The sequence below is a fragment of the Bacillus sp. Pc3 genome, assembly GCF_000815145.1.
In the GTDB taxonomy this organism is placed as follows: domain Bacteria; phylum Bacillota; class Bacilli; order Bacillales; family Bacillaceae; genus Bacillus; species Bacillus velezensis.
The window spans coordinates 3,351,801-3,376,839 of record NZ_CP010406.1 but is presented as its reverse complement, the minus strand read 5'-3'; the positions used below and the strand labels follow the sequence as shown (position 1 = coordinate 3,376,839).

27 protein-coding genes and 2 other annotated features are annotated in these 25,039 nt (G+C 47.7%); of the genes, 3 read left to right on the top strand and 24 right to left on the bottom strand.

Features of this window, described 5'->3' with window-relative positions; translation table 11 throughout:
* Nucleotides 1-49: 49 nt before the first annotated feature.
* The 3 genes from nadA to nadB are packed head-to-tail and all read right to left on the bottom strand — an operon-like array spanning nt 50 to nt 3,550.
* Nucleotides 50-1,153 (bottom strand): quinolinate synthase NadA, encoded by a 1,104-nt coding sequence (nadA, locus tag SB24_RS16245; RefSeq protein ID WP_012118097.1) that lies wholly within the window; start codon nt 1,151-1,153, stop codon nt 50-52.
* A 1-nt stretch (nt 1,154) separates the two neighbouring features.
* A complete protein-coding gene (gene nadC / locus SB24_RS16240) occupies nt 1,155-2,003 on the bottom strand; it encodes a carboxylating nicotinate-nucleotide diphosphorylase (RefSeq protein ID WP_015417919.1) in 849 nt (282 codons plus the stop codon).
* Entirely contained in the window at nt 1,985-3,550 is a 1,566-nt protein-coding gene (gene nadB, locus SB24_RS16235; RefSeq protein ID WP_039254365.1) for an L-aspartate oxidase, read from the bottom strand. The genes nadC and nadB overlap by 19 nt, the downstream gene beginning before the upstream one ends.
* Nucleotides 3,551-3,654: 104 nt before the next feature.
* Between nadB and SB24_RS16230 the strand changes: the two genes are divergently transcribed.
* Together SB24_RS16230 and SB24_RS16225 are read left to right on the top strand one after the other, a co-directional pair.
* The gene (locus SB24_RS16230) at nt 3,655-4,806 is read left to right on the top strand and encodes an IscS subfamily cysteine desulfurase (protein WP_039254362.1); all 1,152 of its coding nucleotides are present in this window, start codon (nt 3,655-3,657) and stop codon (nt 4,804-4,806) included.
* Nucleotides 4,803-5,345, top strand: coding sequence for a transcription repressor NadR (locus SB24_RS16225; RefSeq protein WP_012118101.1), 543 nt, complete (start codon nt 4,803-4,805; stop codon nt 5,343-5,345). Before SB24_RS16230 ends, SB24_RS16225 begins: the two co-directional genes overlap by 4 nt.
* A 24-nt stretch (nt 5,346-5,369) precedes the next feature.
* On the opposite strand, the gene pheA is transcribed toward SB24_RS16225, so the two are convergent.
* The 20 genes from pheA to SB24_RS16125 form a co-directional block, all read right to left on the bottom strand.
* The gene (gene pheA, locus SB24_RS16220) at nt 5,370-6,227 is read right to left on the bottom strand and encodes a prephenate dehydratase (protein WP_039254358.1); all 858 of its coding nucleotides are present in this window, start codon (nt 6,225-6,227) and stop codon (nt 5,370-5,372) included.
* 13 nt (nt 6,228-6,240) lie between these two features.
* A complete protein-coding gene (gene thrR / locus SB24_RS16215) occupies nt 6,241-6,684 on the bottom strand; it encodes a transcriptional regulator ThrR (protein ID WP_007408173.1) in 444 nt (147 codons plus the stop codon).
* A 53-nt stretch (nt 6,685-6,737) separates the two neighbouring features.
* The gene (gene obgE, locus SB24_RS16210; RefSeq protein ID WP_007408172.1) at nt 6,738-8,024 is read right to left on the bottom strand and encodes a GTPase ObgE; all 1,287 of its coding nucleotides are present in this window, start codon (nt 8,022-8,024) and stop codon (nt 6,738-6,740) included.
* Nucleotides 8,025-8,055: 31 nt separating this feature from the next.
* Complete coding sequence (locus SB24_RS16205) at nt 8,056-8,634, bottom strand: sporulation initiation phosphotransferase B (protein WP_015417923.1); 579 nt, start codon at nt 8,632-8,634, stop codon at nt 8,056-8,058.
* Nucleotides 8,635-8,951: 317 nt separating this feature from the next.
* A complete protein-coding gene (rpmA, locus tag SB24_RS16200; protein ID WP_003152662.1) occupies nt 8,952-9,236 on the bottom strand; it encodes a 50S ribosomal protein L27 in 285 nt (94 codons plus the stop codon).
* A gap of 12 nt (nt 9,237-9,248) precedes the next feature.
* A complete protein-coding gene (locus tag SB24_RS16195) occupies nt 9,249-9,590 on the bottom strand; it encodes a ribosomal-processing cysteine protease Prp (RefSeq protein ID WP_012118103.1) in 342 nt (113 codons plus the stop codon).
* A gap of 2 nt (nt 9,591-9,592) precedes the next feature.
* A complete protein-coding gene (rplU, locus tag SB24_RS16190; protein ID WP_003152660.1) occupies nt 9,593-9,901 on the bottom strand; it encodes a 50S ribosomal protein L21 in 309 nt (102 codons plus the stop codon).
* A gap of 13 nt (nt 9,902-9,914) precedes the next feature.
* Nucleotides 9,915-9,988, bottom strand: a sequence feature (ribosomal protein L21 leader region).
* Between the two features lie 58 nt (nt 9,989-10,046).
* Nucleotides 10,047-10,913, bottom strand: a complete 867-nt coding sequence (locus SB24_RS16185) for a M50 family metallopeptidase (RefSeq protein ID WP_015417924.1) — start codon at nt 10,911-10,913, stop codon at nt 10,047-10,049.
* On the bottom strand, nt 10,906-11,709 hold the full coding sequence (locus SB24_RS16180; protein ID WP_007408168.1) for a M23 family metallopeptidase: 804 nt from the start codon (nt 11,707-11,709) through the stop codon (nt 10,906-10,908). Before SB24_RS16180 ends, SB24_RS16185 begins: the two co-directional genes overlap by 8 nt.
* A 127-nt stretch (nt 11,710-11,836) precedes the next feature.
* Nucleotides 11,837-12,640: a septum site-determining protein MinD gene (gene minD / locus SB24_RS16175; protein WP_003152655.1), complete on the bottom strand. Its 804-nt coding sequence runs from the start codon at nt 12,638-12,640 to the stop codon at nt 11,837-11,839.
* A gap of 2 nt (nt 12,641-12,642) precedes the next feature.
* Nucleotides 12,643-13,323, bottom strand: a complete 681-nt coding sequence (gene minC, locus SB24_RS16170) for a septum site-determining protein MinC (protein ID WP_003152653.1) — start codon at nt 13,321-13,323, stop codon at nt 12,643-12,645.
* Nucleotides 13,324-13,376: 53 nt separating this feature from the next.
* Complete coding sequence (mreD, locus tag SB24_RS16165; RefSeq protein ID WP_007408167.1) at nt 13,377-13,895, bottom strand: rod shape-determining protein MreD; 519 nt, start codon at nt 13,893-13,895, stop codon at nt 13,377-13,379.
* Nucleotides 13,892-14,755: a rod shape-determining protein MreC gene (mreC, locus tag SB24_RS16160; protein WP_007408166.1), complete on the bottom strand. Its 864-nt coding sequence runs from the start codon at nt 14,753-14,755 to the stop codon at nt 13,892-13,894. Before mreC ends, mreD begins: the two co-directional genes overlap by 4 nt.
* A 30-nt stretch (nt 14,756-14,785) precedes the next feature.
* Nucleotides 14,786-15,799 (bottom strand): cell shape-determining protein MreB, encoded by a 1,014-nt coding sequence (mreB, locus tag SB24_RS16155; RefSeq protein WP_003152647.1) that lies wholly within the window; start codon nt 15,797-15,799, stop codon nt 14,786-14,788.
* Nucleotides 15,800-15,890: 91 nt separating this feature from the next.
* Nucleotides 15,891-16,586: a RadC family protein gene (gene radC, locus SB24_RS16150; protein WP_007408165.1), complete on the bottom strand. Its 696-nt coding sequence runs from the start codon at nt 16,584-16,586 to the stop codon at nt 15,891-15,893.
* A 31-nt stretch (nt 16,587-16,617) separates the two neighbouring features.
* A complete protein-coding gene (locus SB24_RS16145; RefSeq protein ID WP_007408164.1) occupies nt 16,618-17,187 on the bottom strand; it encodes a Maf family protein in 570 nt (189 codons plus the stop codon).
* 140 nt (nt 17,188-17,327) lie between these two features.
* Nucleotides 17,328-18,329: an SPOR domain-containing protein gene (locus SB24_RS16140; protein ID WP_039254352.1), complete on the bottom strand. Its 1,002-nt coding sequence runs from the start codon at nt 18,327-18,329 to the stop codon at nt 17,328-17,330.
* A gap of 126 nt (nt 18,330-18,455) precedes the next feature.
* Nucleotides 18,456-19,208, bottom strand: a complete 753-nt coding sequence (locus SB24_RS16135) for a prepilin peptidase (RefSeq protein WP_015417928.1) — start codon at nt 19,206-19,208, stop codon at nt 18,456-18,458.
* Between the two features lie 139 nt (nt 19,209-19,347).
* On the bottom strand, nt 19,348-20,640 hold the full coding sequence (locus SB24_RS16130) for a bifunctional folylpolyglutamate synthase/dihydrofolate synthase (protein ID WP_015417929.1): 1,293 nt from the start codon (nt 20,638-20,640) through the stop codon (nt 19,348-19,350).
* 58 nt (nt 20,641-20,698) lie between these two features.
* Nucleotides 20,699-23,341 (bottom strand): valine--tRNA ligase, encoded by a 2,643-nt coding sequence (locus tag SB24_RS16125; RefSeq protein ID WP_039254351.1) that lies wholly within the window; start codon nt 23,339-23,341, stop codon nt 20,699-20,701.
* 58 nt (nt 23,342-23,399) lie between these two features.
* Nucleotides 23,400-23,621: a binding site (T-box leader), on the bottom strand.
* A 172-nt stretch (nt 23,622-23,793) separates the two neighbouring features.
* Here SB24_RS16125 and SB24_RS16120 point away from each other — a divergent pair.
* Complete coding sequence (locus SB24_RS16120) at nt 23,794-23,985, top strand: hypothetical protein (protein ID WP_003152639.1); 192 nt, start codon at nt 23,794-23,796, stop codon at nt 23,983-23,985.
* Between the two features lie 14 nt (nt 23,986-23,999).
* On the opposite strand, the gene ysxE is transcribed toward SB24_RS16120, so the two are convergent.
* Nucleotides 24,000-25,022, bottom strand: coding sequence for a spore coat protein YsxE (gene ysxE, locus SB24_RS16115; RefSeq protein ID WP_039255075.1), 1,023 nt, complete (start codon nt 25,020-25,022; stop codon nt 24,000-24,002).
* Between the last annotated feature and the right edge of the window lie 17 nt (nt 25,023-25,039).

Below are 25,039 nucleotides of genomic sequence, written 5' to 3'. Positions count from 1 at the left end.
GACTGGGCATGATGATAAAAAATTTGGGAAGGAGGGGAAATTTTTATAATTACGTATGACTCAGCATTCTGTTCAAAGCACGAAGCGCTTCTGTCCGAACCGCTTCCGGAACTTTAATGACACCCTTCGGCTCGCCTTTTTCAAGCTGCTCAAGCGACCACAATAAATGCGGCAGGTCGATTCTGTTCATAGTCAGACACGGACACATATCGGGATTCAATGATTCAATCTGTTTATCCGGATGCGAGTGAATGAGGCGCTGAACAAGATTCATTTCCGTGCCGATCGCCCATTTGCTTCCCGGTTCAGCCTGTTCGATCGTATCAATAATATATTTGGTAGACCCGCTGTCGTCACTGAGCGAGACCACTTCCCGCGAACATTCCGGATGAACGATAATGCGGATGCCGGAATCCCGCTGCCTCAGCTGAGAAATATTTTCCGCTGTAAACTTTTCGTGTACGGAGCAATGCCCTTTCCAAAGGATAACCTTAATGTTTTCCGGATGGTCAGTAAGCAATCGGTTCTGCACCGGGTCCCATACAGCCATTTCTGTCAGCGGAATGCCGAGGTCATAGGCCGTATTTCTGCCTAAATGCTGATCCGGCAAAAATAAAATTCTCTCTTTTTGTTTAAAAGCCCATTTCAGCACACTCCGGGCATTTGAAGAGGTGACGGTCGCTCCCCCGTGCCGTCCGACAAATGCTTTAATTTCCGCCGTCGAGTTAACATATGTTAACGGAATGATGGTGTTACCGTACAGTTCTTGAAGCTCTTGCCATGCTTTGTCCGTCTGCTGAATATCTGCCATATCAGCCATCGAGCATCCGGCGCGCATGTCGGGCAAAATGACGGTTTGGTTATCATCAGTCAGCATATCAGCGGTTTCCGCCATAAAATGCACGCCGCAAAACACAATATATTCCGCCTCTTTATTTTTTTCTGCCACTTGAGCAAGCTGCAGGGAGTCACCTGCCGTATCGGCGAATTGTATTACTTCGTCTTTTTGATAGTGATGCCCCGGAATGAACAGGCGCTTTCCGAAAGCCCGTTTAATGGCGGCGACCCGCTTTTCCATTTCTCCGGTGCTCATGTCTTTATAATGGCTCGGCATCATTTCGGCTGATGCAGTTAGCACGTCAAAAATAGACATCTTAAAAATCCCCCTGTTCCGCAGCCTCAACATCCATGCTGATGTCGGCGCTTTTTACTGAATGAGTCAGAAATCCGAGTGAAATATATTGGACGCCCGTTCCTTTAAAAGCGGGCAATGTGCCGAGCGTTATGCCTCCGGATGCTTCCGTTTTGATATGGCCCGGTGTCATGCCTGCAAAACGCCGGACGGACTCAGGCGGACAGTTGTCAAACATAATAACGTCTGCACCCGCTTCTATTGCCTCGAGCAGCTGCTGTTCGGATTCGATTTCGACTTCCACCGCAAGCATCTGCCCCGCCGTTTTTCTTGCCCGCTCCATGGCAGCCTTTATCGATCCGCAGGCAGCAATATGATTATCTTTTATCATGATGCCGTCATATAAGCCGAAGCGATGATTAAAGCCGCCTCCGACCCGAACGGCGTATTTTTCCAGCATTCTGAGCCCGGGTGTCGTTTTTCTCGTATCACAAAGCTTGATGGACGGATCATCAAGACGCCTTTTGGCCTCATCCGTCATTGTCGCAATGCCTGACATTCTTTGTATGAGATTCAGAATGACCCGCTCCCCCGTAAGAAGAGCCGCCGCCTGGCCTTCCATTTCAGCGAGCACGTCTCCTTTTTTCATCCGTTCTCCGTCTTTTTTCAGGGAGCGGATGCGGATGTCATCGTGTAAAAGCTTCCATCCTTCACGGATAACGGCTTCTCCGGCAAACACGCCGTCTGTTTTTGCGATGATTCGCGCTTTACATTGCTGATCAGAAAAAATCGCTTGTGACGTCGCATCACCCGTTCCGATATCTTCCTGAAAAAAATGAGTCAGCATTTGTTTCAGCTGCAGAATGTCCATAGTTCCCCAATCCTTTCGTTTTTTCTGATAACTGTTCCAGATGTTGAATGAATGATTTGTTTTCCGTGCCACTCTTTCTCCGTCCCGGGAAAATCAGCGCGAAAATGAGCGCCCCTGCTTTCTTCCCGAATAAGGGCTGAGGTCACAACAAGTTGCGCAGTCTTCCATAGGCAGGATAGCTCGGCTTGTTCTATTGTGATATCCTTCACATTTATATGACGCACAGATACGTTGTTAAGCCAGGATGCCAGCGCCTGCATGTTTTCTTTTTCCCTGACGATGCCCGCTCCGGTTGTCATTTTGGCTTGGAGCACATGAAGCGCTGTGTCCGGCACTTGTAAGATGACGTCAGATTTCTTCGGGGTTTTTTTATATCTTCCGTTTAACGGTGTTTGAATGATATGTTCAGCACATCGTTGCCCGCTTGCCAGCGCTTCCAGCAGTGAGTTGCTCGCAAGGCGGTTCGCCCCGTGCAATCCTGTGCAGGCGGTCTCGCCTATGGCGTACAAATCAGGCACGGACGTTTTCCCCCAGGTATCGGCTTTTACTCCGCCCATTAAAAAATGCATTCCGGGTGCTACAGGAACCCCGCTTTCAAGATCAACACCGGCTGTTTGACAAATTTCTGTTATGGTCGGAAAACGTTTCTTAAAATCGGCTATTCGGCTGCAATTTATAAAAACAGGATTTTCTTTCATCATTTCTTCATAAATCGCCCGTGAAACCACATCCCGGGGCGCCAAATCTTCAAGCGCGTGTCTGCCAGCCATGATCCTGCGCCCGAAGCGATCCGCTAAATATCCGCCTTCTCCTCTCACTGCTTCAGAAATCAGGCCGTACACAGTCCCGTTTTTCACAAGGAGGGTCGGGTGGAACTGGGTGAACTCCATATCCGTGATCTCAGCTCCCGCGCGGAAGGCAAGAGCGATGCCGTCTCCCGTTATGGCGGAATCATTTGTGTGATATTGGTACAGACTGCCGCAGCCGCCTGATGCAAGCACTACACAATCCGCTCTTCTGTAAGAAACGGCGCCTGAAGCATCCTTTACGGCAACACCTGCGCATCGTCCGTGTTCAATCAGCAGATCAACAACCGTCTCGTGTTCAATGATCCGTATGCCGTCCCTCACCTGCTGAACCAGAAACTCAACCAACATCCGTCCGGTCGCATCTCCCCCGGCGTGCAGAATTCTCCTTTTGGAATGAGCGCCTTCCCTGCCGAGACAAAACGTTCCGTCCGACTTCGTATCAAAAGGGAAATGGCCTTCTATCAGCCTGTTTATCATGCTCTGTCCGCTTTGCAGCAAATGCCGCACGGCTGTCACGTCATTGTGTCCGCATCCCGCATACAGTGTATCGTTCACATGGGATTCTATCGAGTCATCTTTTGCGTATGAAACAGCAATCCCGCCTTGAGCATAATGCGAATTGCTGTTCGTTACGTTTCTTTTTGTGATGACGGTCACTTGGTATGACGGAGGAAATGAGGAAGCACAGGCAAGGGCCGCCGTCCCCGAACCAATGACGATAATTGTTTTTTCAGACATACATCACCCTCCTGTTATGTTTACACCTGTCTTGACACCTATATTTACACAACGATAAAATAAACTCAAGCTTTTTTAACATAAACGGATAGGAGACGGGCTGTATGATTTATCTTGATTACGCGGCGGGAGCGCCTTTAAGCAAAGAAGCCGCGAAAGTCTTTCAGCATCTCAGCACAGAGGTATACGGCAATGCAAGCAGCCTTCATGACGCCGGAGGAAGAGCGGCGGACGTGCTGGAATATTGCAGACATTCTGCAGGAAAATTGATCGGCGGAGCGGCAGACGGCATTTACTTTACAAGCGGCGGAACGGAAGCGAACATCCTGGCCGTCCAATCATTGCTGCACGGCCTGCCCGATCACAAAAAACATTTTATTACGACCGCAATGGAACACCATTCGATCCATAATGCCGCGGCGTTTTTAGCTGACCGTGGAATTGATGTCACCATCATATATCCCGACGAAAACGGCCTTATAACCGAGGACATACTGGCGGCTCATATCCGTCCTGACACGGGGCTCGTTTCCATACAGCACGCCAATTCAGAAACCGGTCTCATCCAGCCTGTGAATCGTCTGGCCGCTTTTCTTCACCAGAGAAACATTTTGCTGCATTGCGATTGTGTTCAAAGTTTCGGCAAACTGCCGATTGATGCGGATCAGGCGGGAATCGACGCCCTTTCCATCTCCGGTCATAAAGTATACGGCCCGAAAGGCACCGGGGCTGTTTACATTCGGCCCGGTGTCAGCTGGAACCCGGTTTATCCGCATACCGTGCATGAAAACGGGTTCAGGCCCGGTACGGTGAATGTGCCGGCCATCGGCGCTTTTACCGCTGCTGCGGAGTATGCAGTGAAACATATGGAGGAACACCGTGAGCATGCTGACAGGCTGAGGAATTATTTGTATGACCAAATTCGGCGTCAAGGCCTCCCCATTTCATTTTCAGAGGAAGAAACCGGCGGTGAATGCCTGCCTCACATTGTCGGGTGTTTTTTTCACTCCTTTGAAGGACAATATATTATGTTAGAATGTAATCGTAACGATATTTGCATCTCAACCGGGAGCGCATGTTCCGCCGGCAGCCACGGCCCTTCTTCAGCTATGAAGGCGCTGGGAAAAACCGAACGGGAAGCGCGGCAGTTTTTCCGGATCTCATTCGGAAACGAAACAACATGTGAACAGCTCGATATGCTGATACATACATTTACGGCGCTATGGGAGCAAAAGAAAGGAGAATCAGCAATTTGACAGAAGGAACGAAGCTTACTGGGGAGAAAAGACGCGACATGCTGCTTCATTGGCTGAAAGAAGCCGGCTCGCCATTAACAGGAGGCGAATTGGCCAAAAAAGCAAATGTCTCAAGACAGGTGATCGTGCAGGACATATCGCTTTTGAAAGCAAAAAACGAGCCGATTATCGCGACGAGCCAAGGCTACTTATACATCAGCATGAATGCCGGCGGCGAAAAAAATGCCGAACGGATTGTCGCCTGTCTGCACGGCCCGGAGCGGACGGAAGAAGAGCTTGCACTCATTGTCGATGAAGGCGTCACAATAAAGGACGTCATAATTGAACACCCCGTATACGGCGATTTAACCGCCGCCATAAGAGTCAGTACACGGAAAGAAGTCAAACAATTCATGGATCACATTAACTCGACAAATGCCGCTTACCTTTCACAGCTAACCGGAGGCGTGCACCTCCATACGTTAAGCGCCCCGACAAAAGAGCGGATTGACCAAGCCTGCCAAGCGCTGGACGACGCGGGTATTTTAATAAAAGATTAAAAAAAGCCCCCTGAAGGGCTTTTTTTATATCGAATAGGATTGATATGTTCCCAGAAGCTTGACCCGGCAGCCGAGGGCTTCCATCTCTTGAACGGCACCGGGAATGAGAACCTGATCCATCGCCTGTTCAATATTAATAATAAAGAAATAGTTGCCGAGACCCGTTTTTGTCGGGCGCGATTCGATCTTTGATAAATTCAGGTTTCTCCATGAAAAAGCCGACAGCACCCTGTGCAGCGCACCTGATTGGTCATCTTGGGGAAGCGTTACCATCATCGTCGTTTTCGGCCGTGAAGACAGTTTCGCATTCACTTCGAATGAGACGTCTTTTTCAGGCGAAAGAATGACAAATCTCGTGTGGTTGTCCTGATAATCCTGAATATCCCGCTTCACGATGCTCAATCCGTATGTAGCGGCGGCCATTTCATTTGCAATCACGCCGATCGGAAGGTCCGAATGCTCACTGACATACTTGGCAGCCGCACCTGTTGACTTCGCATACTCATAAGGAACGGACGAAAAATGCCGGTGAAGAAATTTGTGGCATTGCGCAATCGCATGGGAATGAGAATAAATTTTCTCAAGCTTTTTCCACTCATTTTCTCTCGAAGGGTGAACGAGCAGATGCTGGTGAATCGGCAGCGTCATTTCCCCCACGATCGCAAGAGGCTGCTCATGAATCAAATAGTCAATCGTTAAGTTAACCGAGCCTTCCAGCGCGTTTTCCAAAGGAACAAATGCAAGATCAACTTCTCCCGCAACCGCCGCATCCATGCATGCCGGTATTGTTTGATAAGGTGCTTGTGTCACGCTGTTTTGAAAGCAGGAACTGACTGCTAGATGTGTAAATGTGGCTTCTGGCCCTAAATAACCGACTTTCATGTCTCTTCTCTCCTTACGCGCCTGACCCTAAGATCTCAACTTTTTCTATAAAATCAAATTTTCTCAGTTTATTCATTAACGTATGAATGTTTTCTTCCATTGCGGACGTACTGATTGAGAGCGTGACATTCGCCCTGCCCTGAAGCGGAATCGTCTGGTGAATGGAAAGCACGTTGCTTCCTGAGTCAGCCACCGCCTGCAAAAGCTGGGATAACGCGCCTGACCGATCCTCCAAATGAAAGAAAAGTGTGATTATTTGTTCTTTAACCATCGTGTAAAAAGGGAAAACCGCATCTCGGTATTTGTAAAAAGCGCTTCTGCTTAAATCAACTTTCTGCACAGCATCTGCAACCGATTCAGCCTTTTTTCTGTCGAGCAGCTTTTTGACTTCAAGGGTTTTTCGCATCGCATCAGGCAGAACGTCTTCACGCACTAAATAAAATGTCTCTTCTTTCACCTGCACCCCTCCCTTTTACATCAGAGAGCCTGCAACGCAAGCTCTCCGTTTTTTTAATCAATAAATTCAAATTCAAATTCCAGAAGCCGGATGATATCGCCGTCTTTAGCACCGCGTTCTCTGAGCGCTTCATCAACGCCCATACCGCGCATCTGTCTTGCAAAACGCTTGACGGATTCGTCACGGGAGAAATCAGTCATTTTAAAGAGACGTTCCAGGCTGTCACCTGAAAGCACAAACGCGCCGTCCGGATCACGCGTAATGTTAAATGGAATTTCTTCATCTTCCATCGTGTACATTACGCGGTTTTCCGCCAGTTCTTCTTCATCATACAGCGGGAATTCAGGCGTTGTTTCCAGCTGGTTGGCGACTTCAAACAGAAGATCGCGGAGCCCTTCTCTCGTCACAGCGCTGATCGGGAAGACAGGATGGTCATCCTGAAGCTTTTCTTTAAACGCTTTAAGATTTTCAGCCGCCTCGGGCATGTCCATTTTATTCGCAACGATAATTTGCGGACGCTCCGTCAGCCGCAGATTATATTCACTGAGCTCCTGATTAATGGTGACATAATCCTCATACGGATCACGGCCTTCCATCGCTGACATGTCAATGACGTGAACGATGACGCGCGTCCGTTCGATATGGCGGAGAAATTGGTGGCCTAAGCCGACTCCTTCATGCGCTCCTTCAATCAAACCGGGCAGATCCGCCATGACGAAGCTTCTTCCGTCATCCGTTTCCACCATGCCCAGATTCGGAACAAGCGTTGTAAAATGATAATCGGCGATTTTCGGCTTTGCCGATGAAACGACAGACAGAAGCGTAGATTTTCCGACGCTCGGGAAGCCGACGAGGCCTACGTCTGCAAGCACTTTCAGTTCAAGCACGATATAGCGCTCTTTTCCGGGCTCTCCGTGCTCTGACAGCTGCGGTGCCGGGTTGGCCGGTGTCGCAAAGCGGGTATTTCCGCGTCCGCCGCGTCCGCCTTTTGCGATGACGGCACGCTGCCCGTGCTCAGTCAGATCGGCAATGACCTGTTTTGTATCGTCATCCGTTACGACTGTGCCGGGCGGAACTTTAACAACCATATCGTCCGCATTTCTGCCGTGCTGGTTTTTAGACATGCCGTGCTCGCCGCGTATCGCTTTGAAATGCCGCTGGTACCGGAAGTCCATGAGCGTGCGCAGTCCTTCATCAACCTCAAAAACGACGTCGCCTCCATTACCTCCGTCACCGCCGGCAGGCCCGCCTTTCGGCACATATTTTTCACGGCGGAACGCAACCATTCCGTTACCGCCGTCGCCGCCTTTTACATATACTTTCACCTGATCTACAAACATAATATCCTCCGTTCTAAACCGTAAAAAACCGCTAGTTCATTCCAATTTCGGCCACACATTCATGGCCGGTCAGCTCAAATTGCATGACATCAAAGTCCTCATGCCGGGATTTGCGAAATTCATCAAACACATCTGCATTTGCAATCGTTCCATGAAAATCGAGATATACAATAAGCTGTCTGTCAGGGTGATCCGTCTGCAGCGATACGGTCAGATGATTTTCACTTTCATTGTTTACCGCCAGACCGAACAGATGAAACAGTTTTCTCATCAGGTTCGACAGCTTTTGATCATATGCCGATAAATCTTTAATTTCTCCGAGCACTTCGTATTCGAGCCTCATATAACGGGACTTCCAATTAAATGTAAGAAAGTCAAACGCCAAGTGCGGGGTTTTCAGGTTTGAGAGCTTTGATTCGTGCTTTGCATCTATGACCATTTCGTCAATAATTTCAACGACCCTGTCATACTTCTGCAAACTTAAGTTTCCTTTTATCAGCTGCAGCTTATTCATCCAATCATGACGGAAATGGCCCATTAAGTGGATCAGCTCATTGATCAGAGCCGCATCGCTTACAGGTTCTTCTTGTTTCTTCGATACATCCTTCATTTTCGCACTCCCAATCGTTTAATTTCTTTTTAGGAGTCTTGATAAGTGTGTACTATGAATTATAACAGAGAAGGCTTTGTTAAAAAAACACTTGTTTTTCCTGGTTCATCATGTTCCTTTTTCGGATCGCATACAATGCGGATGCCAGGCAGAAACATTTTTGGTATCACTGCTTGGGGAACATATCCAGTGGGTATGGGAAGCTGATGTCCTCATTCAAGGCGGGGTTCACTCACGCATCCTCTGCTTTTCATTCTTGATGTTACTCCGCTTACTGCAAAAAAAACTCCAGTCAACGACCGGAGTTTTTTGTGTCATTATTGAGCTACAGGATATACGCTCACTTTTTTGCGGTCACGGCCGAAACGTTCGAATTTAACAGTTCCGTCGATTTTAGCAAAAAGAGTGTCATCTCCTCCGCGGCCCACGTTTTCACCTGGGTAGATTTTCGTTCCGCGTTGACGGTAAAGGATAGATCCGCCTGTTACGAATTGACCGTCTGCACGTTTAGCGCCTAAACGTTTAGATTCAGAGTCACGTCCGTTCTTTGTAGAACCTACACCTTTTTTAGAAGCGAAAAACTGAAGATCTAATCTAAGCATGTAACTCACCTCCTATATTTGGTTTGCAGTCAACCGTAAGTGTTCACTGTAATCCCGCTCGATCGTTTCAAGAGAAACAATCATGCCTTCAATCAGCAGCTGCGCTTTTTGCAAAGCTTCCTGATCAGCAGCTTCAGGGAATTCAAAGTAGAAATAACCCCCGTCCTCGCCTATATCAAGAATCGGTTCGAGAGGAGCCAGCGCGATAACCGCATTGACCGCTCCGAAAACGACAGCCGTGACCCCGGCGCATACGAGATCTCGTCCATGTTCAGCAAAATCGGCATGTCCCGTCATTTCAAAGGACAATATGCCCCCGTCATTCCGGGATCTTCGAATTGTTGCCTCAATCATGCTTACGCGTTGATTTTTTCGATTGTCAATTTAGTATAAGGCTGACGATGACCTTGTTTTTTATGAACATTTTTCTTTGGCTTGTAACGGAAAACAGTGATTTTTTTCGCACGGCCTTGTTTTTCAACTTTAGCTGTAACTGTCGCGCCTGCAACTGTTGGGTTGCCGACTTTCACGCTGTCTCCGCCAACAAACAATACGTCTTCAAACGTCACTGTTTCACCTGCTTCAGCAGCAAGTTTTTCGATGTAAACAGTTTGACCTTCTTCAACTTTGATTTGTTTTCCGCCTGTTTTAATGATTGCGTACATTCTCTGCACCTCCTATTAGACTAAGACTCGCCAGCAACAGGGGGCTTTAAAGCTCTTATCACCTGTCCCGAGCGGTTGTAGCATTGGTGCTACATCCATAACATTAAAAAATATATCAGAACCAAAAGGATATGTCAATCTATTTCTAGTAAGGCAGCAGCAGGTCTTCCATAGAGGAATCTGTCCGTTTATCGGCAAAATACGCATGAAGCACTTCATTTTCATCGAGCTGGCTGAGCTTTTCGCCGGCTTTTTCAACGATAATGGGGTGCTTGCATCCCCGTTTGAATTCGGCCATGACATGCTTTACTTTGGCATCGGCCGCGACCGTCAAAGGATGCAGCATGGCGACATCGCGGTTTTTGCCGTAGTATCTCTCCAAAAGAAACCTCAGCTGAATATAATGCCGCTTCCGGTATTCGTCCCATAAAGAAGCGGCGAGAAAGACGAACAGCACCCATGCGCTGACCTGAAGGGGGACGGCCAGCACAATCCAGCAGCAGAGCAAAAGCGCGGAAACGGCTGATGTCTGCAGGCTGAGGAGATGCGCTTTTTGAAAAGCCATTTGTTTAGAGAAGTATAAAAACACGAACTTTCCGCCGTCAAGCGGCCAGATCGGCAAAAGATTGATGAAAAGAATGGAGAGATTATAAAAGGTAAACATCTCAAATGTCTGCTCACTTGCCAAGCCTGACATGAAAAAGAGCCAGGCTGCCGCCTGAAGCCACACATGCTGAAGCGGGCCCGCCAGAATGACCGCGAATTCCTCTTTAAGCGGCCGGTTTCCGTGCTCCTCCACCTCAACCGTCCCGCCGAAAGGGAGCAGAAAGATGCGTTTAATGCGCCACGAAAAAAACACAGCCAGAGCAGCATGCCCCAGCTCATGAACGGATACAACCAGCAAAAGACACAGCAGCGCTTTGATGTGCCCCGTCATAAGACCAAGCCCCATGATAATCCAAAGAAAAGGATGGACATGAATTTTAAAAAGGAGGATGAGCCATTTATTCATCAAATGTGATCACCTGGATCGGATCTATGAATTTATCGCCATCCTGGATCGCGAAATAGTACTGGCCTTTACTTTTATCGTTGAGCTTGATCGAACCGATCTTTTTCCCTTTATCGACAAAGTCGTACAATGAAACATTAACATCTTTTAGCCGGCCGTAAATGCTGCTGGTATTGTCGGCGTGCTGCACCTTCACCGTCAGTCCTGTTTTTTTATCTTTGCTCACTTCCATAATGTAGCCTTCTTTTACGCTGTCAATGGCTTCGCTGGCGGTTTCGACGACGACGCCTTCTCCGTTATTTTGAAAGTCCTGCTGGATTTTCCCCGCGGCAGGAACGGCCATATCCTGACTGACCGCCACCTGACCGTCCTTCTTTTTCGTTCCCGGCGTAAGAAAAGCGAGCGGGTTTCCGAAGGAAGATACGAACCAATTGCTTACGGCAGCAAACTGAAATTCTTTTTGAAAGGTTTGTGCGATCGCCGGTTTGATCTGACTCAGCGGCTGTTTGTCAGTTTTATAGGCAATAGCGGAGATCAGTACGAGACAGGCGGCCAGCAGGCATTTTAAAATAATAGAATGAGCGCTGATCAATGGGTGCCGTCCGTTAAATTCGGGCGGGTGTTCCGTTTGATATTCGTAGTCCGGTAGAAGCTTGTGCTTTTCCTGCTCCTTGACCGTCTGCCACGCGGGAAAATTCTGCGTTTGGGCGTTTTGAACGAAAGTCCGTTTTGATTCAGGCCGCTGTTTTCTTCTTTTGGCCAGTCTTTTTCTAATTTCATCAGCTCTGTGACTCATCGCCATCATCCTTTGCAATCGTTGGGTTTGTACATCCTATGTCTTGTCCATTGCAAATATGCGCTCTTGAAAAACAAAAAAGACCTGATAAGCTGGGCTTCATCAGATCTTTGTATTCTGGTATATATTATGAACGCACGCCGAAAAATGACTTGATTTTCGCCATCATCCCTTTTTGCTGCTCTTCAAGCACCTGCAAAGGAACGGATTCTCCTAAAATGCGCCGGGCGATATTGCGGTACGCAATGCTGGCGCGGTTTTTGGAATTCATGGCAATCGGTTCGCCGATATTTGAAGCCCTGATCACTTCATCATCGTCAGCAACGATTCCGAGGAGATCAATAGACAGATGATGAACAACTTCATCCACATCCATCGTGTCACCGTTTTTCACCAGATGATTTCTGATGCGGTTCACGATAAGGCGCGGCGGTTCGATATCTTCCTGCTCCAAAAGTCCGATAATGCGGTCAGCGTCCCGCACCGCTGATATTTCCGGCGTCGTCACAACAATCGCCTTATCAGCTCCGGAGACGGCATTTTTATAGCCTTGTTCAATTCCGGCCGGACAATCAATAATGACATAATCAAATTCCTGCTTAAGCTCCTGCACAAGCGATTTGATCTGCTCAGGGACAACAGCCGTCTTGTCGCTTGTCTGGGCAGCCGGCATTAAATGAAGCAGATCATCAAAACGTTTGTCTTTGACAAGCGCCTGATGCGTCTTGCATCTGCCTTCAATTACATCTACTAAGTCGTAAATAATTCTGTTTTCAAGACCCATTACGACATCAAGGTTGCGCAGTCCGATATCTGTGTCTACCAAACAGACGCGCTTCCCTAAAATGGCTAAGGCGGTACCGAGGTTTGCAGATGTTGTTGTTTTACCTACTCCGCCTTTTCCCGAAGTTATTACGATAGCCTCACCCAATTTCACATTCCTCCCTCAAGCCTTGTTAGATCAGGTCTTAAATGAGCCAATTGCTGAAGGCGTTCAATGACCATATTTCCGTCAGTATCTAAATAAGCACATTCCATGTCGTTCCCTTTTTGAATGTGGTCTGGGGAGCGATTTAACACGTGATTGATCCTCAATTGTGTCGGCATCATTTCTGATGCGGCGATCACAGCCCGGTTATTTCCGTTATAACCCGCGTGGGCAATCCCTTTTAATGAACCGAGAACAAATATATTTCCTCCGGCTCTGATCGTACCGCCGGGATTCACATCTCCGATTAAAAGCAAATCTCCCGTCACGTGAAGCACCTGGCCCGAACGGACGATTTTGGAAACAGAAACAATTTCCTGCTCCTCTTTCATCCGCTGCGCTTCTTCTTTGGCGATGACTTCACTGTCAATTGAATGCACGACTAAATCTTTCTTTGACGCGATCAGATCAGTCAGCTGCTCTGCCTGTTCCTGATACAGATACCGATGCCCGAGTTTAATATGAACACTGATTTTTTGGCCTTTGCCATCAGTATATTGTTCAATCGACAGCATGTTTTGAAGACCATCGAGAAGCTCATCAAAAGAACACGCATCATCCAGATGCAATGTTAAGCCGTTTTTTGTTCCTTTTATTGTTACATATTGCTGCTTTTTGGTCTTCATCAATGTTCACCTCAACAACATACTCTTTTCGTCAAAAAAAGATAAAATCCTTTTTACTCATCTCTTAATTCTTTCTTCAGACTTATATAAAACAGCCTGAAGGGCAGGACTAATATAACGGCTCCCGCAATATTCAGCAAAGCGGTCGGCAAGAACCTCTGAATGACAAAATCGTTAAATGTCATTGTGCCGCTGCGGATTAACGTCTGAATGCCGTAGACGTAAAATTCAAGCACACATACGCTCAGCACCGCGACCAGAATGACCATCAGGGCGTTTGTCTGCAGCACTTTAAACGCTTTGGCCGCCAGATAGCATAAACCGGCAAAACCAAACATATAAACGCCTAAAACACCCGTATAATTGATGTCATAAAGAAATCCGAAAATCAAACCGTAGATCACCGCATGCTTTTGGTTGATATAAGCGGACATAAAAATCAGCGCAAGCAAAAGAAAATGCGGAACGACCTGCTGCTCGACGGAAACGAAAGGAAAACGCACCAGATCGGTATAGATGCTTTCCGCACAAAAGACCAAAATCATAATCAAAGGGAGAAGGAAACGTTTCACGATCCTTCCTCCCCTGTTGCTACGCTTCGGTTCACGACGATGACATGGTCAAGATCGTACAAGTCGGCAGCCGGTTTCACGTAAGCGATTTTCGTCAGGCCGTAAGCATCTGATTCTACATCGGTCACTTCCCCGACCGTCAGCCCTTGAGGAAATACGCCGCCCGTTCCGGATGTCTCCACGAGGTCGCCTTTTTTCACTTCACGTTTTTCATCCGGCTCAAGGATGGTCATTTTCAGAGTCTGTTTCTTTTTATCATACCCTTCAATTAAACCGTAGCCTTTGCTTCCCTTTTTGCCGGAGATTTTGGTGGCCACTCTGTTATTGCGGTCAACATCGCTCAGCAGCTGAACGGCGGATGTGAAACTGTTGAGTCCGCTGCTTTTGATCTTCCCGACCAGCGCACCCTTTTCGTTCGTGACAGCCATGTCTTTGGCCACTTTCTGCTTCGTTCCCTTATTGATCATGATCTGCTTGTACCATTGATCAGGGTTTCTGGCGATAACGGTCGCTAAAATCGGATCATAGTCGGAAATTGATTTGACATGCCCGAGTTCATCACGCAGCTTCTTGTTTTCATCTTTGAGTTCTTGGAGCTTCGCTTCATATTGTGTCTGTCCGTCCAGCTTTTGTCTTAAGCGTTCGTTTTCTTTGTACGTGTTTTTCAGGTCTTTTATGTCCCCGAAGAACCCTGCAAAATATTCGGCAGGCGTGTGAAAAATGTTTTGAAATACTCCCGTCGTATCACCGATCAGCTTTTCAGGCCAGGTGGTATTACGGCCGTTCTTCAGCGAGAATCCAATCATAGCCACCAATATGATAATACACAGAAGTAATAGCATTAACCGTTTGTTCGGCATCGTGATACACCTCTTCTATTTAACTCCTGATTATCTTGTTTTTCCTTTGAAAAGATGGATGTGCTCCAGTGCTTTTCCAGTGCCGATCGCAACACAATCCAGCGGATCTTCAGCGATAAGAACAGGCATTTTCGTTTCGTCGCTGATGACTTTGTCGAGATTGCGGAGCAGGGCGCCTCCCCCTGTTAATACAATACCTCTGTCCATAATATCAGCGGCCAGCTCAGGCGGTGTTTTTTCAAGCGTGCTCTTCACCGCGTCAACGATTGAGAGAACTGTATCACGCAGTGCATTTGCAATTTCCGTTCCCGTAATTTCGATCGTTTTCGGCAGACCTGTCAGAAGATCGCGGCCGCGGATTTCCATTGACGCATTTTCTTCACCGGTTTCTGCTGAACCGATTTCCATTTTAATAGCTTCCGCCGTACGGTCACCGATCATCAGATTATATGTTTTTCTGATATAGCTGATGATTGAGTCGTCCATTTCGTCACCGGCTACACGGATTGACTGAGACGTGACAATGCCGCCTAAAGAAATGATCGCCACTTCAGTTGTTCCGCCGCCGATATCAACGACCATGCTGCCCGTCGGCTCCCATACCGGAAGATTCGCGCCGATTGCTGCCGCAAACGGTTCTTCAATCGGATAAGCGTCACGTGCGCCCGCTTGTCTTGTCGCGTCGATGACCGCCCGTTCTTCAACGGCCGTAATACCTGACGGCACACACACCATAACGTAAGGCTTTCTCGCAAACAATCCTTTATTTTTCACAGCCTGATTAATGTAGTATTTCATCATTGTCGCAGTTGTTTCATAGTCAGCAATAACGCCGTCTTTCATCGGACGGAGCGCGACCACGTTGCCCGGAGTTCTTCCGATCATGTTTTTCGCATCGTTACCGACCGCAACGATGGACTTCGTATCCGTTTGCAGAGCAACGACAGACGGCTCTCTCACTACGATTCCTTTTCCTTTAACAAACACAAGCGTATTCGCGGTTCCCAAATCTATACCAAGGTCTCTTGTACCAATTCCGAACATATGTATGTATCTTCCTTTCTTAAAGCAAAAATACCCTAAAGGGAAAAACTCATAAAATCTATTATATCTTAAATCAACGAAAAAAAAAGTGTTACAAATATCCTTTTTCCTTTAAACTCACAAATTTTTTGTCACCAATGACCAAATGATCCAGCAGCTCGATGCCGATTAAATTTCCGCACTCAAAAAGCCGCCTGGTTACCTCTATATCTTCCCTGCTCGGTGTAGGATCTCCTGAAGGATGATTGTGAACACAAATGAAGGACGCGGCGGATCGTTTGAAAGCTTCTTTAAACACCTCCCGCGGGTGGACAATAGATGAATTCAGACTTCCGATAAAAACGGTGCGTTTATGAATGACTTGATTTTTGGTATTTAAATATAAACAGACAAAATGCTCCTGGGATAAAAAGCGCATATCCTCCATCACATACTTCGCCCCGTCTTCCGGAGAGCGGATGACGCAATGCTCCCCGGCGGATGTCTTATGAATGCGGCTCCCCAGCTCAATTGCGGCAAGAATCTGAACGGCTTTCACCGTGCCGATTCCCGGAATGCTGGAAAGCTCCTGGGCAGAGGCGCCTTTTAACAGTCGCAGCCCGTCAAACGTCCGCAGCAGCCGGTGAGCGAGGTTCATGACGGACTCATGTTTCGTTCCCGTCCGCAGCAGGATGGCGAGCAATTCATTGTTAGAGAGATGTTCGGCTCCGAAGTGCAGAAGCCGCTCTCTCGGTTTTTCTTTTTCGGGGAAATCTCTTAATTTTAACGGCAGATCACGGATGATCAACCCCTCCTTGTTCCCCTTCCCGGTTTGAACATCAAGCTTTTATATTAAATTCTTTCAAGGCTCTCATTGTTTTAGCGACAGGAAGCCCGACGACAGAATAAAAATCACCGTCTATTTTTTTCACTAAAAGCGCGCCTTTTCCTTGGATGCCGTATGCACCTGCTTTATCCATCGGTTCTTTTGTTTCAATGTAGAGCTGTATGTCGTCTTCACTGAGCGGCCAAAACGTCACTTCCGTCGTGTCACAGAACGTTTCTTTCCGGTCATGCGTCTGAATGCTGACCGCCGTAATGACTTGATGGCTTCGGCCGGAAAGCCTCCGCAGCATGTGTGCCGCTTCTTCTCTGTCATGCGGTTTGCCGAGGCATTCGCCGTCTATGCACACCATCGTGTCAGCCCCGATAACGACTGCATCGGGATTTTCGGCCAATACAGCTCCGGCTTTTTGCTCGGCCAAACATTGGACGTTTTCTTCCGGCGAAAGGTTTCGATTTAATTTTTCTTCTGTGCGGCTTGCAATAATGCTGTAAGGAATCTGAAGAAGAGTAAGGAGTTCTTTTCTTCGCGGAGATTGTGATGCGAGTATTAAGCGTTTTGTCATGATTGTCATCCTTTCAGGGTTTGCTTAAGAAAAAAAGATACTTGTCTATCCTACCAAATCAAACGGGCAACCACAATTTCAGAAAAATAACTTTTTGATGACAAAATAAAAAATCCCGCCGGATGACGGGAAATGAGATACTATTTTACAACACTTAAAAGCTCTTTTTGGGCTTTCCAGCCGGATTCCGAACCCGGCGTTTCCAGTTCTTTCAGCGCTTGAAGCACGGCCTCTTTCTGCTTTTTGTCAGCGGCGTCTGCACCGTCTGCCGCTTTTGCCGCTTCAGCCACTTCCGTTTTTGAAAGATCTTTGCCGGTAATCGCTTTGGCGGAGAGCTCAGAAGCTTGTTTAAAAGAGTCTTCCAGTCCTGAATCGACCGCAAAGCTGAGCTCTTTTCCGCCCCAAGCCTCAAAATCATGGTCTATCAGTGTCTGACCCAATTGCTGTGATAGGCTTTTTTCCGCTGCAAGCCCGGCGATCACGTATGTGTATCCGTCTTCTTTAGCCAGAGAGACGGCCGAGTATCCTTTTTCAGTCAGCTGGTCAACAAGGGTTTGCGCTCCTTTTTCTGATGAAAATTTTCCGGCCTGCACCGCATATGTTTTATAGTTTCCCTCTGAAGATTCCGCATCTCCTGTGCCGGCTGTTTCAGATTTGTCTTTAGAAACATCTCCCGCTTTCGCCGTCTGCCCTTGTGAACCTTTGTCAGCTGATGCTGGAGCGGAGGCTTCTTTACTTCCCGACATATTTAAGGCGACAAGGCCGAGCCCGGTGCCTAAAACAGCCGCAACAGCAATTGTCGTGACCGCTTTTTTAACTGGAGAAGACGGCTGCTTTTTTTTCGGAAAATGAGGGCCGTTTTTTTTCTTCTGGTATGGCGGAACGACTTTCGGGTCATCTTCAAATACCTCAGAATTCTTCTCATGATCCCAATTGAAATCTTCTTCTTTCGGATCTTCATGGGATGCGGCGGTCTCCTGCTCCGCCTTTTTTGTTTCTTCCCAATTTGAAAATGTGACGGTTTTCTCCCCGCCTTCTTTCACATCTTCTTGTCCATACATCGTTTCTTCTTGTCCGTTAATGGTTACTTTAAGGGCATTGTTTTTTGCGTTGCTGTGCTTTTTGCTCTTCCTTTTTTTCAACGTCTCTTCCCCCTTGCATTCGTCTTGGCCGTACCTTGAACTGATCATGGTTCACACTTTAGCATAGGCGAAAAAAAAAAGAACAAGACTTTTGTCGTCTTGTCCAAAAAACGTTCGCCAAATTTTTCAAGCTCCGCCTGAAGCGAGCTTGATGTAAAACGAAAACAGCTCTTCACCGTATAAATAACTCAAAGCGCTCCCGACTGAGATGGCCGGCGCAAACGGAAATGGCTGCTTTTTACCAAGCCTGCCCCGGGCTGCGGCGCACATACCGTATACGGCTCCGATCATAACGGAGAGAAAGAATGCAATGAGCACGAGCTTCACGCCGAGCGTCAGGCCGATCACCCCAAACAGTTTCACATCACCTGCGCCGATGCCTCCTTTACTGACAAACATGATAAAAACAAGCAGAAAAAATCCGCAAACGGCTCCGGCAAACCCTGCATACCATGAATCCAGCGGAGAAAACATACGGCCGGCGATGAAAAGCGGAAGAAAAAACAGCAGAACCTTGTCAGGAATCAGCATATATTGCAGATCCGTCATAGTAACAATCATGAGCAGAGACAGAAATAACAGCGCGACTAACAGTTCTTTTGAGAAACCGAAATGAATGCCTGCAGCCGTGAATAAACACGCCGTCCAGCATTCCGCCGCCGGATACATAACCGACAGCTTCGCACGACAGTTTCTGCATCTGCCTCTTTGCAGAATATAGGAAACGACGGGCACAAGCTCCCCCCAGGAGAGCGGCAAGCGGCAAAACGAACAGGCTGAACGCGGCGAAATAACCGAGATTCGCAGCGGGATACGGCACGCTGCTGTATAAAAAAAAGAACCGAAAATCAAGCCGAGAAAAAACAGAATCAAAAGCACTCAGACCACACCTTTACTATCAATCTGGCTCAGATTATAGCAAAGAAAAACACCATGACTGAAATGGCTGAAAATATATTTTCAGCATAAAAACACCCGGCAAAACCGTAAAATGGTCTGCCGGGCATCCGAGGGGCTGTCAGATAAGCCGCTTTCTCATTTCTGAAATAAAATATAAGGAGCCGGTAATGATGATGACATCATCCGCCCCGTCTTTTTGTTCTATCCATTCTTTCACACTGTCCGGGTTCTCATCGAAGCTCTTATCCGCTAGACTGCTTGCGTTATAAAGGGCTTCGGCGCTTGAAGCACGCGGAAAGTCAAATGATACAAAGTGAATGGAATCCGCTTCGGTTTCAAGCTTTTCAATCATTTCCTGATACGGTTTGTCTTTTAATGCGCTGAATACGACATGGACGTTTTTACCGGCAAAGCGCTGCCGGATCGTTTCTATCAGCGTTTCAACGCCCTCTTCGTTATGGGCGCCGTCCGCAAACACTAAAGGGCGGCTTTGAAGACGTTCAAACCGGCCCGGCCACGATGCTTTTTTCAGGCCGTTTCGCATCGCTTCTTCAGAAATGGCTGCGGCTTCCAGGCGATTCAGCCATTCAGCGGCCAATATCGCCAATGCCGCATTCTGCCTTTGGTGAATGCCGATCAGCGACGTTTGAATGTTTTCATAGCATTTCGTTTCCGTTTCCAGCGAAAAGCTTTCACCGGACGGAAGCGCCGCTTCATTAGACAGTCTGCACGTTTTATATAGTGACTGATACGGAGCCTGCTTTTTTTCGGCTTCCGCTTCAATAACGCCGAGTGCTTCCGGCTGATTGACGCCCGTAATGACCGGAATGGAATTTTTAATGATACCGGCTTTCTGCCCGGCGATCTCCTCGATGGTATTGCCTAAAATCGCCATATGGTCATGTCCGATACTTGTAATGACCGACAGGAGCGGATTCACAATATTGGTTGAATCAAATGTGCCGCCGAGCCCCGCTTCAAAAATGACAAAATCGATATCAGCCCGCTCCGCAAAATATAAAAATGCACACGCTGTAATGATTTCAAATTCTGTCACCGTTCCGGCATCGGTCTTATCAAGCTCATCGACTATCGGTTTTATGTCATTAACGAGCGTTCTCCATTCCTCATCAGAAATCGGCGTGCCGTTGACGCTGATACGCTCATTAAACGTAATAATGTAAGGCGATGTGAACGTGCCGACCGTATAACCGGCTTCTTGAAGCACGGAACGGATAAAAGCGACGGTCGATCCTTTGCCGTTTGTGCCCGCCACATGAATGGCGCGAATGTTCTTTTCCGGGTGTTCCAGTTTTTCCATCAGCTTTTCCATACGGAGAAGGCCTGGCTTAACGCCGAACTTGAGTCTGCCGTGAATCCAGCTGATCGCTTCTTTGTACGTATTAAACAATGAAATCCCCTCTTTTATACAACAAGGCGGTTTCTTAGGAAACCGCCCCGCTGTTTTATCAGCCTTTCAGCTCTGCAATCCGCTGCCGGACAGCTTCGCGTTTTGCCGCGTAGTCTTTCTCTTTTCCGCGTTCTTCTTCAATGACATGCTCAGGAGCTTTTTTAATAAATCCTTCGTTGCCGAGTTTTTTCTGAACGCGTTCGACCTCTTTTGTCAGCTTGTCGAATTCTTTTTGCAGACGGGCGATCTCCTCATCAATGTTAATCAGCCCTTCAAGCGGCAGAATGACTTCCGCTCCGGTGACGACCGCTGTCATCGCTTTGTCTGCCGCAGTGATATCCGTCCCGATTTTCAGCGTGCTCGGATTCGTAAAGCGTTCAACGTAAGAACGGTTCTTCTCAAGGCGGCCGGCAATGTCTTCGGTAGCTGTTTTAATGTAAAGCTCAACCTGCTTGCTCATCGGCGTGTTGACTTCGCTCCGGATATTGCGGACAGAACGGATTAATTCAACGAGCAGTTTCATATCCGCCGCTGCCTCTTTATCCGTATGTTCCGGCACCGGAACCGGCCAAGAGCTGATCGTGATTGACTCGCCTTCATGAGGAAGGTGCTGCCAGATTTCTTCCGTTAAGAATGGCATAAACGGGTGAAGAAGACGCATCGTCTGGTCAAGCACATATGCCAGAACAGAACGGGTTGTTTTCTTCGCCGCTTCATCTTCCCCGTACAGCGGAAGCTTTGCCATTTCGATATACCAGTCGCACACATCGTCCCAGATAAAGTTGTACAGGTGGCGTCCGACTTCACCGAATTCATAACGATCCGCAAGCTGGGTTACGTCTTCTATCGTTTCATTCAGTCTTGTGAGGATCCACTTATCAGCAACTGATTTTTCACCGGACAGATCAAGCTCGTCATACGTCATGCCGTCCATGTTCATTAATGCAAAACGGGAGGCGTTCCAAATTTTATTTGCGAAATTCCATGTGGATTCCACTTTTTCATAGCTGAAACGGAGATCCTGTCCCGGTGAACTTCCGGTTGCCAGGAAATAGCGCAGGGAATCCGCTCCGTACTTGTCGATGACATCCATCGGGTCCACGCCGTTCCCAAGGGATTTACTCATTTTTCTGCCCTGCTCGTCACGGATTAAGCCGTGAATCAGCACGTCTTTGAACGGACGCTCGCCGGTAAACTCAAGACCTTGGAAAATCATCCGGGATACCCAGAAGAAAATGATGTCATATCCCGTTACAAGAACATCGGTTGAGTAATACCGCTTAAAGTCTTCAGCGTTTTCATCAGGCCAGCCCATTGTAGAAAACGGCCAAAGCGCGGAGCTGAACCATGTATCAAGCACGTCTGAATCCTGTTCCCAATTTTCACTGTCCTCAGGCGCCTCAAGGCCGACGTACACTTCTTTTGTTTCTTTATGATACCAAGCCGGGATGCGGTGGCCCCACCACAGCTGACGGGAAATACACCAATCACGGATATTTTCCATCCAGTGCAGGTACGTTTTCTCGAACCGGTCAGGAACGAAGTGAACTTTCTCTTCTTTTGACTGAAGGTCAACCGCAGCATCGGCCAGCGGCTGCATTTTGACAAACCATTGTGTGGACAGGTACGGCTCAACAACGGCGCCGCTTCTCTCACTATGTCCGACAGAATGCATATGGTCTTCGATTTTAAAGAGAACACCGGATTCCTGAAGATCATTGACGAGTTTTTTGCGGCATTCAAACCGGTCCATGCCGTTATATTGCAGCGCTTTTTCATTCATTGTTCCGTCTTCATTCATGACGAGAATCCGCTCTAGATTGTGGCGGTTTCCGAGTTCAAAATCATTCGGGTCATGGGCAGGCGTGATTTTAACGGCGCCTGATCCGAATTCCATATCAACATAATCATCGCCGACGATCGGAATTTCGCGGTTTGTAATCGGCAGAATCACCGTTTTGCCGATTAAGTGCTTGTAGCGCTCATCTTCAGGATGAACCGCGACAGCCGTGTCGCCAAGCATCGTTTCCGGACGGGTGGTCGCGATTTCAATTGAGCCTGAACCGTCTGCTAACGGATAGCGCAAATGATAAAACGCGCCCTGTACGTCTTTGTAAATTACTTCAATATCGGATAAAGCCGTTTTTGTGGCAGGGTCCCAGTTGATGATATATTCGCCTCTGTAAATCAAGCCTTTTTTGTACAGCTTGACGAATACTTCCCGCACTGCTTTGTTCAGCCCTTCATCAAGAGTGAAACGTTCGCGCGAATAATCGAGTCCGAGCCCCATCTTGGCCCATTGGCTGCGGATGAAATCAGCATACTCTTCCTTCCACTTCCACGTTTCTTCTAAAAACTTTTCACGGCCGAGATCATAACGGCTTGTGCCCTGTTCGCGGAGTTTCGCTTCGACTTTTGCCTGAGTGGCGATGCCGGCGTGGTCCATGCCCGGAAGCCAGAGCACGTCATAGCCCTGCATGCGTTTCATACGCGTAACGATATCTTGCAGCGTCGTATCCCACGCATGTCCGAGGTGCAGCCTGCCCGTCACGTTCGGCGGCGGAATGACGACAGAATACGGCTGTTTCGTTTGATCGCCGCCCGCTTCAAAATATTTTCCTTTCAGCCAAAAATCATAGCGGCCTTTTTCAATCGCAGACGGATCATATTTTGTCGGCATTGTTTGTTCGTTTGTATCCATGATAACCCTCCAGCATGTTTAGAAATGGCTGAGCAACTAAAAAAGAGCCTTCATCCTGATAAAGGACGAAAAGCTCTTTCGCGGTACCACCTTTTTTCATGAACAGATTTGTTCATGCACTTAAACGGATAACGGGTGCGGCCCGAATTTCTCTACTGTATGTTCAAGAAATTATGCTCCCGGGCGACCTTCCAATGAGACAGCATAAGAAGCCTTTCAGCACAGTAGCTTCTCTCTCTTCATGCGTCTTTCTTGTACTCTTCCCGTTCAAAGCAGGTGTATTTATATCAGCTCATGATCTTATTTATTATGTTCTTTATTATAGTAAAAGTGTTTTTGATTCGTCAATCATCTTTTCCAAAAACCGCTGCCGTCATACATAAATGGGCATGCACCCCGCCCTTTCCCTTACATACGATACATAGAAAGGCGAATGTGAGGAGGAATTGCCCGTGAGAAAAAAATTCAATTCTTATTCGCTCCCCCAGTGGGCCAGACAGGTCCGCCTTGTATCCGTGCAAGTCATTATCCCGATTACGATCTTTCAGGGGATCAGGACGATTTTCTTTCCGACGACTTTTGATGTCCTGCTGCTTGCCATCCTGCTGTTTTTAGCGTGCGCCCTGCATTTGGAATGGATATAAAAAAACGAGTCCCGTTATGAAGAGGACTCGTTTTCCGCTTTTATTTTTTTCTCCCGCTCAATCTGATGAACCTTCATGAGAAAAGGCTCAACATTTTTCATCTGCCAAAACGCTCTTAATAATTGCGTACACTCTTCTTTTTCAGAGCCCCTTTGGCCGGTCTGATACCGTTTCAGCACTTTGTACATGGCGGACGGATAAGCCATATAGCTGAGAAACAGGCTGATTTCCGCTTCACGGAGCGGGAATGATTTGTGATACGTATAAAACCAGTCCAGACATTCCGGGCATGCTTTCGGATAGCTTCTGAACATTCTGGAGTAAAAGCCGAGCAGGTCGTTTTGCGGAGGGCCCAGCGCAGCTTTCTCGAAATTCGTGAAAAAGCCCGATCCCGCATCATTATACAGAAAGTGGCGGCTCGATAAGCTGCCGTGGTTGATCACCGCTCTCGTCTTGTCATGATCCTTTGCCGCGTCAAACCATTCTTCCAGACGTTCCAGAGCAAAATTGACGGCAGAAACCGTTTCTGTAAGATACGTAACAGCCTGCAGTTCAAAAGGTGAAAGATACCACTCTTTTTCCGCCCGGTCGGCGAATTGTTCATAGACAAGCTTATCATTTTCCCAATCTCTTTTCGTTGCTTCATAAAAGCCGCTGATATCTTCAGTCCGGATTTGGATGTCCCGCACAGTCGCGGAGTGGAGCTTCGCGACCTCTTTAAAAAGGTAAACATGTTTTTGGTCCCGTTCCTCTTCCTGATCGTACTGAAGCCAAGGCATTAAATAATAAGAATTCTCCGTCTGTGTTCCCGCAAAAAAATCGCCGGCATACGTGCGGCAGATCGGCACAAATGATCGGTAGCCTTTCTCCTCAATCTCAATCATAAGATCCGTAAATTCACTGCTGCGGGCCGGCTTGAGCTGTTTCAAAGCAAAAATGCCGTAGTTTGAGTAGACCTTCCAAACATGCGGGCTGACAGGCTCAATATACTCAGCCGCCAGCCCGTATTCCTGAAGCACTGATTGGACTGCTTCCATTCCATTCACCACATTTT

What these genes read in the sequence shown, in the direction of transcription:
- rplU (WP_003152660.1), bottom strand. Translation starts at nt 9,901, where the DNA reads ATGTACGCAATCATTAAAACAGGCGGAAAACAAATCAAAGTTGAAGAA.
- obgE (WP_007408172.1), bottom strand. Translation starts at nt 8,024, where the DNA reads ATGTTTGTAGATCAGGTGAAAGTATATGTAAAAGGCGGCGACGGCGGT.
- rpmA (WP_003152662.1), bottom strand. Translation starts at nt 9,236, where the DNA reads ATGCTTAGATTAGATCTTCAGTTTTTCGCTTCTAAAAAAGGTGTAGGT.
- SB24_RS16230 (WP_039254362.1), top strand. Translation starts at nt 3,655, where the DNA reads ATGATTTATCTTGATTACGCGGCGGGAGCGCCTTTAAGCAAAGAAGCC.
- nadB (WP_039254365.1), bottom strand. Translation starts at nt 3,550, where the DNA reads ATGTCTGAAAAAACAATTATCGTCATTGGTTCGGGGACGGCGGCCCTT.
- mreB (WP_003152647.1), bottom strand. Translation starts at nt 15,799, where the DNA reads ATGTTCGGAATTGGTACAAGAGACCTTGGTATAGATTTGGGAACCGCG.
- SB24_RS16145 (WP_007408164.1), bottom strand. Translation starts at nt 17,187, where the DNA reads ATGACAAAACGCTTAATACTCGCATCACAATCTCCGCGAAGAAAAGAA.
- SB24_RS16205 (WP_015417923.1), bottom strand. Translation starts at nt 8,634, where the DNA reads ATGAAGGATGTATCGAAGAAACAAGAAGAACCTGTAAGCGATGCGGCT.
- pheA (WP_039254358.1), bottom strand. Translation starts at nt 6,227, where the DNA reads ATGAAAGTCGGTTATTTAGGGCCAGAAGCCACATTTACACATCTAGCA.
- SB24_RS16125 (WP_039254351.1), bottom strand. Translation starts at nt 23,341, where the DNA reads ATGGATACAAACGAACAAACAATGCCGACAAAATATGATCCGTCTGCG.
- minC (WP_003152653.1), bottom strand. Translation starts at nt 13,323, where the DNA reads ATGAAGACCAAAAAGCAGCAATATGTAACAATAAAAGGAACAAAAAAC.
- SB24_RS16180 (WP_007408168.1), bottom strand. Translation starts at nt 11,709, where the DNA reads ATGAGTCACAGAGCTGATGAAATTAGAAAAAGACTGGCCAAAAGAAGA.
- SB24_RS16185 (WP_015417924.1), bottom strand. Translation starts at nt 10,913, where the DNA reads ATGAATAAATGGCTCATCCTCCTTTTTAAAATTCATGTCCATCCTTTT.
- mreC (WP_007408166.1), bottom strand. Translation starts at nt 14,755, where the DNA reads ATGCCGAACAAACGGTTAATGCTATTACTTCTGTGTATTATCATATTG.
- SB24_RS16195 (WP_012118103.1), bottom strand. Translation starts at nt 9,590, where the DNA reads ATGATTGAGGCAACAATTCGAAGATCCCGGAATGACGGGGGCATATTG.
- nadA (WP_012118097.1), bottom strand. Translation starts at nt 1,153, where the DNA reads ATGTCTATTTTTGACGTGCTAACTGCATCAGCCGAAATGATGCCGAGC.
- ysxE (WP_039255075.1), bottom strand. Translation starts at nt 25,022, where the DNA reads ATGGAAGCAGTCCAATCAGTGCTTCAGGAATACGGGCTGGCGGCTGAG.
- nadC (WP_015417919.1), bottom strand. Translation starts at nt 2,003, where the DNA reads ATGGACATTCTGCAGCTGAAACAAATGCTGACTCATTTTTTTCAGGAA.